The sequence below is a fragment of the Rhodococcus sp. 27YEA15 genome (genome assembly GCF_049739425.1).
GTDB lineage: Bacteria > Actinomycetota > Actinomycetes > Mycobacteriales > Mycobacteriaceae > Rhodococcus_F.
Window position 1 is genome coordinate 530,877 of record NZ_JBMHHW010000001.1, and the last position, 14,052, is coordinate 544,928.

Annotated in this window: 13 protein-coding genes; 5 read left to right on the forward strand and 8 right to left on the reverse strand. The window is 63.9% G+C overall.

Annotated features, from left to right (window positions below; all coding sequences use genetic code 11):
• Nucleotides 1–199: 199 nt before the first annotated feature.
• The 5 genes from ABH922_RS02455 to ABH922_RS02475 are packed head-to-tail and all read right to left on the reverse strand — an operon-like array spanning nt 200 to nt 4,674.
• Nucleotides 200–808: a response regulator gene (locus ABH922_RS02455; protein ID WP_424805419.1), complete on the reverse strand. Its 609-nt coding sequence runs from the start codon at nt 806–808 to the stop codon at nt 200–202.
• Nucleotides 805–1,929 carry a sensor histidine kinase gene (locus ABH922_RS02460; RefSeq protein WP_424805420.1) on the reverse strand — a complete coding sequence of 375 codons (1,125 nt, stop codon included), beginning with the start codon at nt 1,927–1,929 and terminating at the stop codon, nt 805–807. Before ABH922_RS02460 ends, ABH922_RS02455 begins: the two co-directional genes overlap by 4 nt.
• A gap of 1 nt (nt 1,930) precedes the next feature.
• A complete protein-coding gene (locus tag ABH922_RS02465; protein ID WP_424805421.1) occupies nt 1,931–2,725 on the reverse strand; it encodes an ABC transporter permease in 795 nt (264 codons plus the stop codon).
• Nucleotides 2,725–3,681 (reverse strand): ABC transporter ATP-binding protein, encoded by a 957-nt coding sequence (locus ABH922_RS02470; RefSeq protein ID WP_424805422.1) that lies wholly within the window; start codon nt 3,679–3,681, stop codon nt 2,725–2,727. Before ABH922_RS02470 ends, ABH922_RS02465 begins: the two co-directional genes overlap by 1 nt.
• A gap of 45 nt (nt 3,682–3,726) precedes the next feature.
• Nucleotides 3,727–4,674 (reverse strand): EamA family transporter, encoded by a 948-nt coding sequence (locus ABH922_RS02475; protein WP_424805423.1) that lies wholly within the window; start codon nt 4,672–4,674, stop codon nt 3,727–3,729.
• A gap of 69 nt (nt 4,675–4,743) precedes the next feature.
• Between ABH922_RS02475 and ABH922_RS02480 the strand changes: the two genes are divergently transcribed.
• Complete coding sequence (locus ABH922_RS02480) at nt 4,744–5,289, forward strand: CGNR zinc finger domain-containing protein (RefSeq protein ID WP_424805424.1); 546 nt, start codon at nt 4,744–4,746, stop codon at nt 5,287–5,289.
• Nucleotides 5,290–5,318: 29 nt separating this feature from the next.
• Here the strand turns inward: ABH922_RS02480 and ABH922_RS02485 are convergent, their stop codons facing one another.
• Both ABH922_RS02485 and pruA read right to left on the reverse strand, forming a co-directional pair.
• Nucleotides 5,319–6,284 (reverse strand): proline dehydrogenase family protein, encoded by a 966-nt coding sequence (locus tag ABH922_RS02485; protein ID WP_424805425.1) that lies wholly within the window; start codon nt 6,282–6,284, stop codon nt 5,319–5,321.
• Nucleotides 6,281–7,936: an L-glutamate gamma-semialdehyde dehydrogenase gene (pruA, locus tag ABH922_RS02490; RefSeq protein ID WP_424805426.1), complete on the reverse strand. Its 1,656-nt coding sequence runs from the start codon at nt 7,934–7,936 to the stop codon at nt 6,281–6,283. Before pruA ends, ABH922_RS02485 begins: the two co-directional genes overlap by 4 nt.
• Before the next feature lie 199 nt (nt 7,937–8,135).
• Between pruA and ABH922_RS02495 the strand changes: the two genes are divergently transcribed.
• From ABH922_RS02495 to ABH922_RS02510, 4 genes are all read left to right on the forward strand, one after another.
• A complete protein-coding gene (locus tag ABH922_RS02495; RefSeq protein ID WP_424809529.1) occupies nt 8,136–9,815 on the forward strand; it encodes a PucR family transcriptional regulator in 1,680 nt (559 codons plus the stop codon).
• Nucleotides 9,816–9,879: 64 nt separating this feature from the next.
• Nucleotides 9,880–10,980 carry a DNA alkylation repair protein gene (locus ABH922_RS02500; RefSeq protein WP_424805427.1) on the forward strand — a complete coding sequence of 367 codons (1,101 nt, stop codon included), beginning with the start codon at nt 9,880–9,882 and terminating at the stop codon, nt 10,978–10,980.
• Nucleotides 10,981–11,448: 468 nt separating this feature from the next.
• A complete protein-coding gene (locus tag ABH922_RS02505) occupies nt 11,449–12,537 on the forward strand; it encodes a 3-deoxy-7-phosphoheptulonate synthase (RefSeq protein ID WP_424805428.1) in 1,089 nt (362 codons plus the stop codon).
• A 57-nt stretch (nt 12,538–12,594) separates the two neighbouring features.
• Nucleotides 12,595–13,452, forward strand: coding sequence for a crotonase/enoyl-CoA hydratase family protein (locus ABH922_RS02510; RefSeq protein ID WP_424805429.1), 858 nt, complete (start codon nt 12,595–12,597; stop codon nt 13,450–13,452).
• Here the strand turns inward: ABH922_RS02510 and ABH922_RS02515 are convergent.
• Nucleotides 13,402–14,034, reverse strand: coding sequence for an alpha-ketoglutarate-dependent dioxygenase AlkB (locus ABH922_RS02515; RefSeq protein WP_424805430.1), 633 nt, complete (start codon nt 14,032–14,034; stop codon nt 13,402–13,404). The two genes, ABH922_RS02510 and ABH922_RS02515, sit on opposite strands and share 51 nt — an antisense overlap.
• Nucleotides 14,035–14,052 lie beyond the last annotated feature (18 nt).

Consider the following 14,052-nt stretch of genomic DNA (forward strand, 5'->3'; position numbering starts at 1 on the left):
GTCTCCATTGTGGATAACTGCGTCATAACCAGTGTGCCGCTACGGAGGCGTCGGCGATGGGGTCTAACGTCCCTCAGCCACGGGTTATCGTAGGGTATTTCGTCCCCTCTTGGCGTGAATCGGGCAAATTTGCCGAAAAATGTGGTTGCGAAACAGTTGCCAGTACGTCCAACTTGTCGTAGATCTGGATGATGGTGGGCTACAGCCACCCGTTGGATTCCGAGATCTTCACGGCCTCGGCCCGCGTCGAGGCGCCCGTCTTGCCAATTGCAGCGGACAGGTGATTGCGAACAGTACCGGCGGACAGAAACAACGCCGCCGCGATGGCGGCCACCGGCGCACCGTCCCGCGCCGCCCGCAGGACATCGCTCTCACGTTCCGTCAAAGGCGACTCGCCACTGGTCAGGCTGTCTGCGGCCAACGTCGGATCAACGACGCGAAGACCGGCGTGCACACGCCGGACCGCGTCGGCGAGTTGTCGAGCCGGCGTGTCCTTGACCACAAACCCGCCGGCACCGGCGTGCAGTGCCTTTCGAAGAAATCCCGGGCGACCGAAGGTGGTGACGATGAGGACCCGGGTTTCCGGAACAGCGGCGCGAAGTGCGGCAGTGGCCGTGATGCCGTCCATGCCGGGCATCTCGACGTCCAACAGCGCCACATCCGGTCGATATTCGAGTGCAGCGGCAACCACTTCGTCGCCACGGCCCACTTCGGCGACGACGTCGAGGTCGGGTTCGAGATCGAGTAGTGCCGCCAACGCGCCGCGGACCAGCGCCTGGTCGTCGGCCAAGAGCAATCGAATACTCACACCGCCTCCTTCTCCGTCACCTGCAGCGTGAAACCACCATTTTCCGGTGCAGCGATGATCAGCTTCGCTCCGGCGGCCCCGGCGCGCTCTCGCAGTCCGATCAAGCCGTTGCCGGACCCGGTCGTGACCGACCCCCGGCCGTCGTCGGATACGGAGACGCTCGATCGGTCGACGCTGATGCGGCACTGTCGAGCGCCGCTGTGCCGGACGACGTTGGTGACGCCTTCGCGGATGGTCCAGGCGAAGAGTTCGCGCAGCCGAGTCGGGACGACGTCGGTGCTTCCCGGCACTTCGGCTTCGATCCCGGCAGCGCGTAGTGCTTCGCGTGCGCGGGCTATCTCCACTGGAAGCGAAAGGCCGCGGAATCCTTCGACGGCCGAGCGGACGTCGGCCAGAGCGTCGCGTGAAAGTCGTTCGAGATCGTCGAGTTCGGCCCTGGCCCGTTCGACGTCGACATCCAACAACCGCCCTGCCAATTCCGCTTTGACCGTGATCACGGTGAGGGAATGCCCGAGGATGTCGTGGAGGTCTCGGGCCATGCGTGCCCGTTCCTCGAGTACCGCACGCTTTTCCTGCTCTTCACGCTCTCGGAGCATCTGGGCGTTGCGCCGGATCAGGGTCATGACGCCGGACATGGCGAACGCGGCCGCGCACACACCGAGTGCGACTCCGGAGAAGTTGCCCCAGTCCGCCGTCATGCTGATGATCTCGACGGTGGCTGCGACCGCCAACGAGTAGATGCCGGCCGCGACGGTCGGTAACATCATGACCGCTGTCACGGCCAAGTAGGGCGCTGCCGCCAAGCCCGTCGCCCCGACGCTGGTGATCATCACCGCGGCCAACGCCGTCAGCACGGAAAGTATCAGTGCGGACTCGGGGAATGTCGGCTGGACCAGCTGGCTCTGTCGTCGGATCCGGGTCCGGGCGAAGACGAACAGATACAGCGTCGCGAACGCCAGAGTCGCGAACATCCCTGTCCAGCCGCGCAGTTCACCGCGTAGGTTCCACGAGTCGACGAAGGGGCCGACGAGGAACACCATCCATACCGCAGCGAATACGATACCGAAGCGATTCCAACGCCATGGGGCGGAGGAATCGCTTCGGTCGGTCTTGTCGAACAAGCTATACACGCTCCGTGTCTCGCTGGAACCGCCAGATTGCGCCGCCCGCGAAGACCGCGAACCACACCACGATATTGAGTATCCAGGTCCAGTGCACCGGATCGCCGGTCAACGGTGCGTGTACGAGTGAGCTGATACCGAACATCGGGGTGAACTGGGCGATGTTGGCCCAGACCGAGCCGTCCTGCAACGGCATGAACAGTCCGCCACCGAAGGCGAGCAGTGCCAGGCCGGGGCCGATCAACTGCATGACGTTCTCACTGGGCAGCAGGTAACCCATGAACAAACCGAAGGCGGCGAAGATCGCCGAACCCAGCCACGCGATCAATGCGGTGGTGAACCACAGTGACCCGTCCATCTGAGCCACGGTGAAGGAGCCGACCACGTAGACGACCAGGATCGAGACGAGGCCGAGAAGCATGGCCATGATCAGTTTGACGGCGATGTAGGCGCCGGGCGTCAGCGGCGTCAGACGAAGTTGTCTGCTCCAGCCGGATGCGCGCTCGATGGAGACCATCGCGCCCCCACTGGTCGTGGCGAGCATCGCGCCGTAGAGGGCCATGCTGATCATGATGAACGCGGCGACGTTGCCGTGTCCGACTCCGAGGTCCTTGTCGCTCTGACTCAGTCCGAAGATCAGGTAGAAGACGACCGGCATCAACAGCGTGAAGATCATCGTCCGTCGGTTGCGCGTCAACCGGCGCAGTTCCAGGCGAAGTAGAGTTCTGTTGAAACCGCCCAGTGGGACGACAGATCGCTCGGTTGCGGCCGTGGAGGTATCGATGGTGGTGGTCATCACTTCTGTCCTTCGGAGTTGTTCGATGTCAGTGCGATGAACGCGTCTTCGAGTCCGCGCGAGACGATTTCGATGTCGTGAGCGTTCGTGTGAGTCAGTAGGAAACGTGCGACGGCGTCGGTGTCGCTCGAATGCACGCTCAAGGACTCGCCGCGTAGCTCGATGGTGTCCGCGCTCGGAATGGCGTGCAGGGCTTGTTCCGTCAGCCCGGGGACGGTGGCTCGCAAGGTACGGCCCGATGTCATCGACTTGATCTCGGCGGTGGTTCCGTCCGCGACGATGGTGCCTTGGCGAACCAGGACGATACGGTCCGCGTACAGGTCGGCTTCTTCCAGATAGTGAGTGGCGAACACGACGGTACGTCCGTGCGCGGTATCGGCGCGGATCGCCGACCAGAAGTCCCGGCGGCCTTCGACGTCCATTCCGGTGGTCGGTTCGTCGAGAATGAGAAGCTTCGGATCCGACAGCAATGCCATCGCAAATCTCACCCGCTGCTGTTGTCCGCCCGAGCACTTGCTGACGAGCCTCTTGCCGATGTCGAGAATTCCGGCGCGCTCGAGCACCTCGTCGACGGGCCGCGGGTTGGCATACAGACTTGCGGTCAATTGCACGGTTTCGGCAACGGTGAGCTCTTTCAGCAGCCCACCGGTCTGCATCACCGCAGATACGAGGCCTCGGGCAATGGCCGCTCGCGGTGCCATTCCGAAGACCTGTACGTCACCGGCCGTGGGGGCGGACAAGCCGAGGATCATGTCGACGGTGGTGGTTTTACCGGCCCCGTTCGGGCCGAGAAATGCGACGATCTCGCCGGGCCGGATGCTCAGGTCGATACCGTTGACGGCGTTGACGGTTCCGAAACTCTTACGAAGACCGGTGAGTCGAACGGCGTCAGGTGTCGCCGCACCGACGGACGGACGTGGTGCTTGTGCTGAAGGGTTGGTAACAACTGAGGTCATAGGAACAATCTGCCTGCCGGGCGGGCCCTGACCCTCGTCGCTCCGTCACTCTTTTGCCATGACATTTGTCATCGGTTCGGAAGCGGGCCGCGTGGGAGGTCGTTGCCCGAGTTTGGCGATGATCAACCCGGCGACGACGGCAATACCGCCCATTGCCTGTCCGAAAGTGATCGATTCGCCGACCAGAAGCCACGCCGCCACCACCGCGCACAGGACTTCGGTGAGTGAGACGAGTGAGCCGACGGTGGGGCCGAGCAGGGTGATGGCGGCGATCCCGGTGAGATAGGCCACGACGGTACTGACCAGCACCAGCACCAGCAGGGGGAGCCAGATTCCCACCGTGTGGTCGGCCACTACGACCGGCGACGACGAAAAGGCGAGAGGCAGAATCCCGATCAGACCGAGTGCGCCGATCACCACGGTGCTGACCGTGAGCCCCGACGCGGCGAGAACCACGGGATGCAGGTCGGCGTCGGCACGTTCGGAGACGACGAAGTAGACGGCCAGGCAGGCTGCGGCGGCCACGCCCCATGCGATTCCGACGGCACTGATCTCGGCGCTGCCGTACACGTCGATCACCACGGTGGCGCCGAGTAGTGCGACGACCGCGCCGAGAACGGTTCGGGGGCTCGGTCTCGAACCCTTGGTGATCCACAGCCAGCCGATGACGATGACCGGCGCCAGGTATTCGAGCAGTAGTGCGACTCCGACCGACAGGTGTTGAACGGCGTTGAAGTAGCAGAGTTGCACACCGGAGATGGCGAAGATGCCGTAGAGCAACACGGTTCGCGAATGAGTGCGAACCTGCCGGATCCGAGAACGCACGATGATCAGGGCGAGTGCCGTCATCACCAGCGCGCCGCCCGCCACCCGCGCGAAGACCGCGCCGCCGGGAGACCAGCCGGACTCGATGAGAGACTTGGCAAACGGACCGGACATGGCGAAGGTGGCTGCGGACAGCAGCGCGAAGACCAACCCGTTGCGCGAATTCACACCATCACCTGTCAGGACCGTAGCTCGATTAAGATGCTGACATTAGGTGGACGATGGTCAGGAGTCAATGTGAGTTTTGCCAGTGACACGGAATCGGCCCTGGTGTCGGCCGCCGTTCTGGTCAACACTGCCAGGGGCGGCCGGGAGCTACTACCGGACCAGGCGGCTCTGACGGCGTTGCTCGATGCCGACAACTGGACCGGTCGACGTGACGGCACCGCCGACGAACTTCACGCAGTGCAGGCGCTGCGGCCTCGACTGCTCGAGCTGTGGGGGGTGACCGACGTCGACCAGGCGGTGGTCATGGTCAACGCATTGCTCGAAGAGTCCGGCGCCCAGCCGAGGCTTGCCCGCCACGACGATCTCGGATGGCACCTGCACGTCACCGCGGATGACGCGCCCCTCGCCGATCGGATGGCGGCAGAAGCCGCGATGGGAGTTCTCGACCTCATCCGATCCGGCGAGTTCACCCGACTGCGGTGGTGCGAATCCGACAAGTGTGACGCTGTTCTGGTCGACCTGTCCCGAAACCGCTCCAAACGGTACTGCGACACCGGCAACTGTGGAAACCGTGCACACGTCGCGGCCTATCGAGCCCGCAAATCGGTGCGATGACATCGCACTCCCGGCGTCGCAGTAGTCGGTCAGTTGTTCGATGCGAGCGAGCGCATGAAGAACATCAGGTTGGCCGGCCGCTCGGCGAGTCGGCGCATGAAGTAGCCGTACCACGCAGTTCCGTACGGTACGTACACCCGTAGATGCTCGCCGTCGGCCACCAGACGTTGCTGCTCCCCAGCGCGAATGCCGAACAGCATCTGGAACTCGTAGTCATCCACGCTGCGCCCCGTTGCCCGGGCGAATCTCAGTGCGGCGTCGATCATCACCGGATCGTGGGACGCCACCATGGGGTAGCCGTCACCGTCCATGAGCACCTTCAGGCATCGAGCATACGACGCGTCGACGTCGGCCGGTTTCTGGAACGCCACCGACGCGGGTTCCTTGTATGCACCCTTGCACAGTCGAATCCGTGATCCCACGCCCGAGAGCTCGCGGCAGTCCTGCTCGGTACGGTGCAGGTACGCCTGCAACACGGTGCCGAGAGTCGGGAAGTCCTCCCGCAGTGCGCGCACTGTCGACAGCGTCGAATCGGTGGTGGTGTGATCTTCCGCGTCGACGGTCACCCATGCGCCCACTTTCGCTGCCGCCGTCGCAATCCGGTGAGCGTTGTCGAGCGCGATCTTCTCACCGTCGACGGGCAGGGCCTGGCCGAGTGCCGAGAGTTTCAGAGACACCTCGAGCGGCCTCGGTGCATCGAGCGAGGCGGTAAGCGTGGCGTACGAACGCAGTAGCGACAGGTAGGCGTCGACCGTCGCATCGGCCTGGGCCGGATCGGTCGTGTCCTCGCCGAGATAGTCGACGGTGGCGAACCTGCCGGAGGCGAGAATGTCGTGAACTGCTGCCACTGCGGCACTTTCGCTTTCACCGGCGACAAATCTGTCCACCAGCTTGCGGGTCATGCCCATACCGGCGACCGTCTTCTCCAGGCGTGGTGACCGTGCCGCGGCGAGAAGGACCGGACGCAGCGGATTGATCGAGGCCAAGGCGCTCATGACAGACCTGCGTTCTCGAGATCCTGATGCGGGTAACGATGATCGGTCGGGGGTACGAAAGTCTCCTTGACCGTGCGGGCCGAGGCCCATCGCAGGAGATTTTGCGGCGATCCGGCCTTGTCGTTGGTGCCCGATGCTCGTGCGCCGCCGAACGGCTGCTGTCCGACGACGGCACCGGTGGGTTTGTCGTTGACGTAGAAGTTTCCGGCCGAGAACCGTAGTGCGTGGTGAGCCTGCTCGACGGCGGCGCGGTCGGTGGCGATGACGGCGCCGGTCAGTGCGTAGACCGATCCCGTGTCGACTCGGGTGAGAATGTCGTCGTAGGCATTCGGGGCGGAATCGTCGTAGACGTGCACGGAAAGGACGGGGCCGAAGTACTCGTCGGCGAACGCCTTGTCCGTGGGGTCTTCACCGAGCAGGACGGTGGGCGAGACGAAGTAGCCTTCACTGTCGTCGTAGGTGCCGCCCGCTGCGACGGTGAGGGAATCGGTGGCCTTGGCGCGGTCGATGGCCGCGGCGTTGCGGTCGAAGGCTCGCTGGTCGATGACGGCGCCGCCGAAGTTGGACAGATCCGTGACATCGCCGTACTTCAGGGCGGAGACGGTGTCGACGAACTCGTCACCCATCTTCGCCCACACGGACTTCGGGACGAACGCACGCGATGCCGCCGAACATTTCTGACCCTGGTAGTCGAAGGCGCCGCGAATCAGGGCGGTGGTGAGCACCGCCGGATCGGCAGAACTGTGCGCCAGGACGAAGTCCTTGCCGCCGGTTTCCCCGACGAGCCTCGGGTAGCTGTGATAGTTGCCGATGTTGGCCCCGACCTCGCGCCACAGATGTTGGAAGGTGGCGGTGGAGCCGGTGAAGTGAATGCCGGCCAGTCGCGGATCAGCCAGCGCCACTTCGGAAACGGTCGGTCCGTCGCCGAGGACGAGATTGATCACTCCCGGCGGCAAACCGGCAGCTTCGAGGAGTTGCATCGTCAGGTAGGCGGCAACGGCCTGCGTCGGTGACGGCTTCCAGATGACGGTGTTGCCCATCAAAGCCGGTGCGGTGGGCAGATTTGCGGCGATCGCGGTGAAGTTGAACGGGGTGATCGCGTAGACGAAGCCTTCCAGGGGGCGATAGTCGACACGATTCCAGACGCCGGGTGCCGAGATCGGTTGGTCGGCGAGGATCTGGCGGGCGAAGGCGACGTTGAACCGCCAGAAGTCGATCAATTCGCACGGGGCGTCGATCTCGGCCTGGTACGCGGTCTTCGACTGTCCGAGCATCGTTGCGGCTGCGATGGTTTCACGCCAGGGGCCGGACAGGAGATCGGCTGCGCGCAGGAACACCGCGGCACGTTCGTCGAAGGGCAGCTCTCGCCAGGCCGGAGCGGCAGCGGTGGCAGCGTTGATGGCGTCGCGGACGTCGTCGTGGGTGGCGTGGGTGAACGAACCGATCACCGAGCTGTGACGGTGCGGCTGCACGACGTTTTCCCGGGCACCGGTGGCGGTGCGGTGTTTGCCTCCGATGACCTGACGGATATCGGTCGGGGTACCGGATAGTTCGGACAGCTTGTCCTGTAGACGAGCGCGCTCGGGGCTTCCGGGCGCGTAGCTGTGCACTGGTTCGTTGGTCGGGTGGGGGACTGTGGTGACGGCGTCCATGACGATCCTTCGGCGATGGCAAATGAGGCGGGATGAACTGTGGGGGTGATACGTCAAGTCAAGCCGAGAGCGGCGGGCGGGGAATCTGCCGAGTGGCCAAACTTCGAAACCGGCATTTGTCCGATCGGCTGAACTGTTCTTGCAGGAAAATGGTCTACTCTCGGGATATTCAAGGTCTGAGATACCGAAGCGGGTGGCAATGACAGTTGGCGGAATCAGCCTCGATGCTGTGCTCCGAGCGCTCAATGGTGCGTTCGTCGAACTGGTCTGGGAACCGGCCGCTCGAACGGCGATCGTCGAAGCGGTGATCCTCGCCGAACCCGATGATCTCGAGCGAGTGCGCGGAGTGGAAACCGACACCGAGATCTGGTTGACGGTAGGTCTGGGTGCGCAGGCGCTCTCGGCATGGCTGGATCGGATGGCCCTCGCAGGCGCCAGGCCGTGTGCGGTGATGACAAAAGTTGCTTCTGCGGAATCGGTGCGAGTGGCGGCCGAGCGAGCGGGGGTCGCGCTGGTGTCCGTGCATCCGGACACTCGCTGGGACCGACTCTTCACGATGATCAGAGGTGTCCTCGACCATTCGTCCGCGCGTCACGACCCGGACGACGTGATCGGAAGTGATACGGACCTTTTCGAGCTCGCTCAGAGCGTTGCCGCTCTCACTCGGGGAATGGTCAGTATCGAGGACGAGCGATCCCACGTGCTCGCGTACTCGGTGTCCGACGATGCCGCGGACGAACTGCGCCGACTTTCCATCCTCGGACGCGAAGGCCCACGCGAGTATTTGCGAACACTGCACGACTGGGGTGTGTTCGACGGACTGCGGCGAAGTGACGACGTCATCGAAGTACCTGCCCATGACGAACTCGCGATCCGACGGCGATTGGTGGTGCCCATTCGCCGAATCGGTGCCGAGGCGGGCGGTACTGCCGCGGATCTGCTCGGCACCATCTGGATTCAGGAAGGCGGGCGGCCGATCGAGACGGATGCCGCCGATGTTCTGCGCGGCGCAGCCGCGGTCGCAGCCCGACTGATCACCCGAATCAGAGACGCCCCGAGTAACGAGGCAATTCAGATCCAACGGCTTCTCGGTGTGCGCGGTGGCGGCGTGGACGTGCCGTCCCTGGCAGCCGCCTTGTCCATTCCTACAACAGGGCCGGCGCTGGTCGTCGGCATCTCGGGGCCGCGAGGGCGTGATCGATGGGCACTTTCGGCATCGGAGCGCACTGCTCCGGGCGATCTGGTGGCATCGGTACGTCTGCACGCGAGCGCCTTCCATCGGGAGTCGCTGGTGACCGCGATCGGTGGCCGCATCTACGTGTTGTTTCCCCGGACCCGGTCGTCGAACGCATCGGTGTCGTGGACGCGTGAGGTGATAGCCAGGCTGGAACGATCGTCGCAGCCCGGGTTGCGTGCGGCAGTCTCCTCCCCGGTGGCGACGCTGGCCGAGGTCGCGGGTGCCAGAGCCGAGGTCGACCGGGTGCTGGACGGTACCACCGGCGACGTCCAGGTGACCACCCTCGCGGATTCTCGGACAGCGGTGCTGCTGGCCGAGATTCTCGAGCGGTTGGGGCAGGACGAACAGCTTCGGGACCCGCGCATCGACGCGCTGTTCGCATACGACGCCCGGAACGGATCGACCATGAGCGAAAGCGTGCGCACCTATCTGGCGTTTTCGGGGGACGTCCGACGGGCGGCGGAGCGACTCCAGATCCACCCGAACACGCTGCGCTATCGGATCAGACGGATCGAGGAGATCACCGACACCGATTTGTCGGACCCGTCGGCACGGCTGCTGATGGAGATTCAATTGGCGGTGGTCGCACGCAGCTCCGAGATCCCGGACGTGTCGGACCTGCCACGTACGCTTCGCGGATGACTGATTTCGGGCCGACTTCGGTCGCTGCGCGGGCATGTGTCGCTGCGGCGAAGGTGGGTAACTGATGCCCACCGCCGACGAACTACTCGGCACCTCGGTGGTAGCCGATCTTGCGAACTGTCTGGAGCGGGCAACGGGTCGTGCACGTCTTTCCGTCATTCGGAACTCTGCCGCCGGATTCGCGGGAACGAGTCTCAGTGATCGGACCAAACTTGTCAGGGATGCGCTCCTGGCCGATCTTCCCGGCGAGTTCGCCGATCTGGAGCGAGTTGTTCGCGTTGCACTGGAAGATCTTTCGTTCACCGGATGGATGATCTGGCCCGTCACCGAAGCAGTGGCAGGGCTCGCCACCGGCAGTGGGAATCACGAGGACTTCGACGCGGGCATGGCGCTGCTCGCGAGCTTGACGCCGCGATTGACCGGCGAATTCGCCATCCGAACATTCCTCGACGCCGATCTGGATCGGGCGTTGGGCATCGTGCTCGACTGGACCGGCCACGACGACGAGCACGTCCGCCGACTCGCCAGCGAAGGCACCAGGGCGCGGCTGCCCTGGGCACGGCGGGTACGCGCATTGACCGACCGACCGGAATCGACTGTGCCGGTGCTGGATGCGCTGTACCGCGATGATTCCGAGTACGTGCGGCGATCGGTGGCCAACCACCTCAACGACCTCAGTCGCGCGGACGCGTCACTCGCGGTGTCGACAGCGAAGCGCTGGCTCACAAGACCCGACGCCACTACTGTCAAGGTTGTCAAGCATGCGCTCCGAACTCTGGTGAAGGCCGGTGACCCCGGAGCGCTGGAATTGCTGGGTTTTGCACCGCCGACAGAGATCGAGATCTCGAATTTCGTCGTCGACCGAGACGTGGTTCCCTCGGGCGGTGACCTCCGCTTCGACTTCGTCGTCCACAACAACGGGGCCGAATCGTTGACGGTGGTGGTCGATTACGTCGTGCACCACGTGAAAGCGAACGGCAAGACCGCACCCAAGGTGTTCAAGTTGACCACTCGCAGGTTGGAACCGGCAAGCGCAACCTCGATCGGGAAACGACACTCCTTCGCGCCCATCAGCACTCGCACGTACTATCCAGGCGAACATTCCATCGACGTGCAGATCAACGGTGTGCAGCAGGGGCGTAAGAGCTTTCAACTCGAAGGCTGAGTGTTCTCGATCAGTCGATGCCAGAACTCGGCCAACGACCGGATGAGATCGAGATCGCCATTGCACCGGCATCGTCGACGCCGTGGCGCGAGAGCGGAACATCGAGGCACGCGTCGGGAAGCAGCCGGGCTTCGACGTAGCCCGGTATCGTCTGCGAGGCAGGTTCTCGAAGCGGCTGTCGCTGCGAGAGTCGCAGTGTTGGTGGAGGGGGTCCGGGTGCTGCCCGAGACGAGCAGAAGGTTCCCGGTTCCATCGTGGCATCGCCCCCCCGGGGACAGGTCGGCACCACTCGAGGTATGGTGGCCGACATGCAGCGCGTTTATTTTTGGTTTAGCAGGCCGGCCCCGGGTGGGCCTGCCGGCGTAACCACGCGCTGACAACCTCCACCCAAGAGCCGGACTACAGACCGGCTCGCTGGAGTTTCGTTTCATCTCTGGGGTCGGCCTGAGAACAGGAAAACCGAACCCCATGACTGTCACCATCGACACCACCGCCACTGTGGACAGCCTCGACGATCAGCGGACCGTCAGTATCAGTCCACTCGTTTCACCTGCCACCATTCGTGCGCAGCACGCTCCGGACGAGGTTGCCGCCGCGACGGTACGGACCGGTCGCGCAGACACGATCAACATCCTCAACGGTCAGGACGATCGACTCATCGTCGTGGTCGGCCCGTGCTCGGTGCACGATCCCGAAGCTGCGATCGACTACGCGCGCCGGCTCGCGGCCAAGGCCGAGGAATTGCGCGACGACCTGCACATCGTCATGCGCGTCTACTTCGAGAAGCCGCGTACGACGCTGGGTTGGAAGGGTCTGCTCAACGATCCGCACCTGGACGGTTCCTACGACATCAACACCGGACTCGGTATCGGGCGCAAACTGCTGCTCGACGTGTCGAGCCTGGGTCTGCCCGTGGGCTGCGAATTCCTCGATCCGATCATGCCGCAGTACATCGCGGACCTGGTCAGCTACGGCGCGATCGGTGCCCGTACCGCAGCAAGTCAGGTGCACCGTCAGTTGTGCAGCGCACTGTCCATGCCGGTGGGAATCAAGAACTCCACCGAAGGCGACGTTCAGGTGGCTGTCGACGGCACCCGCGCCGCTGCGGCGAGCCATGTCTTCCCCGGCACCGATCTGGACGGGCAGGCCGCGTTGATTCGTACGTCGGGTAACCCGGATTGCCACGTCATCCTTCGCGGTGGCAGCGACGGACCGAACTACGACGCCGAAACCGTCTCGGACACTCTCGCCCGACTGCGTAAGGCGAACCTGCCCGAGCGGGTCGTCATCGACGCGAGCCACGGCAACAGCAGCAAGGACCACGAGCGTCAGGTGATCGTGCTCGACGACATCGCCCGCCGACTGGCCGAGGGCGAACAGGGTATTGCCGGTGTCATGCTCGAGAGCTTCATCGAAGCAGGCCGACAGGATCTGACTCTCGGCAAGGCCGACGAGCTGACCTACGGGCAGTCCATCACCGATGCCTGCATCGACTGGGGCACCACTGCAGCGCAACTCGATCGTCTGGCGCAGGCTGTTGCCAGTCGTAGGGGCTGATGCTCCGGTGCGCCTTTTCGGTAGCGGGAACGACCGAGAAGGCGCACAGTGGGACGTGTGACCGACTTCGGAAATTCTGCAGGCGATGTCTACGTCGAGCGCGAGGACGGTGTCACCGTCGTCGTGATGAATCGTCCCGATCGTAAGAATGCCGTCGACGGCCCGATGGCAGCGCAATTGCGTGATGCGTTTCTCGAGTTCGAGGCGGACGCAAGCCAACGGGTCGCGATTCTGTGGGGAGCAGGCGGAACATTTTGCGCCGGCGCGGATTTGACGGCGGTCTCGGACCCTTTACGGTTGCACGACCTGCATCCGGAAGGCGGTGGTACCGGACCGATGGGACCTACTCGGCTGGTGTTGTCCAAGCCGTTGATCGCTGCGGTCAGCGGCTATGCAGTGGCGGGTGGCCTGGAGTTGTCTCTGCTCGCGGACTTGCGAATTTGTGAGGAGGACTCGATATTCGGTGTGTTCTGCCGGCGGTGGGGAGTTCCTCTGATCGACGGCGGAACGGTTCGGTTACCTCGTATCATCGGGCAGGGGCGCGCGCTCGACATGATATTGACCGGACGCCCCGTCGACGCCTCGGAGGCGCTGTCTTTCGGACTCGTCAACCGCGTGGTCCCGGTCGGGCAGGCATTGTCGGCTGCACAGGAACTCGCCCGTCAGCTGACACTGTTTCCCCAGTTGTGTTTGGCCGCCGACCGAACCTCCGCCTATCGGTCCTTCGACCTTCCGCTCGCAGACGCGCTACGTGCCGAGGCGATTGCAGGCAATCCCATCGTCGCTGCCGAAGGTGCTCGTGGCGCCGCAGCGTTTGCCGATGGCGCCGGCCGGCACGGCAGATTCGACGAGGGGCGGACAGCACTATCTGACGCCACGAGGACGGAATTGAATGCTGATTCGAGGTCCGAGTGATTTGGTGCTCTTGGGGACACAATGTTCCCAGGTGCGCTGGCACGATCCGCCCATGACCAGAAGGTCGCCGTGTCCGAGATTGAATCGAACGGATTCCCCGCCGCCTTTCGGTCGCAGTAACAGCGGCCGAGCAGATCCCACGGACAAGATGGCAACCATGGTGTTCTCGGTTCGACTACGTCCGGTGTCGTCGCCGTGCCAGGCGACGCTGTCCGCGCCGTCACGGTAGTAGCAGAGTCCGGACGTGACGAAGGGCTCGCCGAGTTCGTCGCGGTAATGCCTGCTCAGCGAGTTCCTAGCCGTCTTCAACAGGGGATGTGGTAGTGATTCGTTCTCGCGATAGAAGCACACCAGACGAGGCACGTCGACGACGCGCTCGTACATCTGTCGACGCTCGGCGCGCCAGGGCACCGAGTCCGCGAGGGCGTCGAACAATACTTCCGATCCACTCAACCAGGTGGGGTGGTGGTCAACCCAGGCTCCTGCGCCGAGCACTCGGCGCTCGGCCGTTCTCGTCAGTGCGGCCAGGGAAATGCCGAGCTCGCTGTTGTCGAAAAGAGACGGTTGCATCGCAGCGGACATGGTTCGCAGCTTACACAT

Coding starts and splice junctions, on each gene's coding strand:
- pruA (WP_424805426.1), bottom strand. CDS start 7,936: ATGGACGCCGTCACCACAGTCCCCCACCCGACCAACGAACCAGTGCAC.
- ABH922_RS02500 (WP_424805427.1), top strand. CDS start 9,880: ATGCCCACCGCCGACGAACTACTCGGCACCTCGGTGGTAGCCGATCTT.
- ABH922_RS02465 (WP_424805421.1), bottom strand. CDS start 2,725: ATGACCACCACCATCGATACCTCCACGGCCGCAACCGAGCGATCTGTC.
- ABH922_RS02505 (WP_424805428.1), top strand. CDS start 11,449: ATGACTGTCACCATCGACACCACCGCCACTGTGGACAGCCTCGACGAT.
- ABH922_RS02470 (WP_424805422.1), bottom strand. CDS start 3,681: ATGACCTCAGTTGTTACCAACCCTTCAGCACAAGCACCACGTCCGTCC.
- ABH922_RS02515 (WP_424805430.1), bottom strand. CDS start 14,034: ATGTCCGCTGCGATGCAACCGTCTCTTTTCGACAACAGCGAGCTCGGC.
- ABH922_RS02495 (WP_424809529.1), top strand. CDS start 8,136: ATGACAGTTGGCGGAATCAGCCTCGATGCTGTGCTCCGAGCGCTCAAT.
- ABH922_RS02485 (WP_424805425.1), bottom strand. CDS start 6,284: ATGAGCGCCTTGGCCTCGATCAATCCGCTGCGTCCGGTCCTTCTCGCC.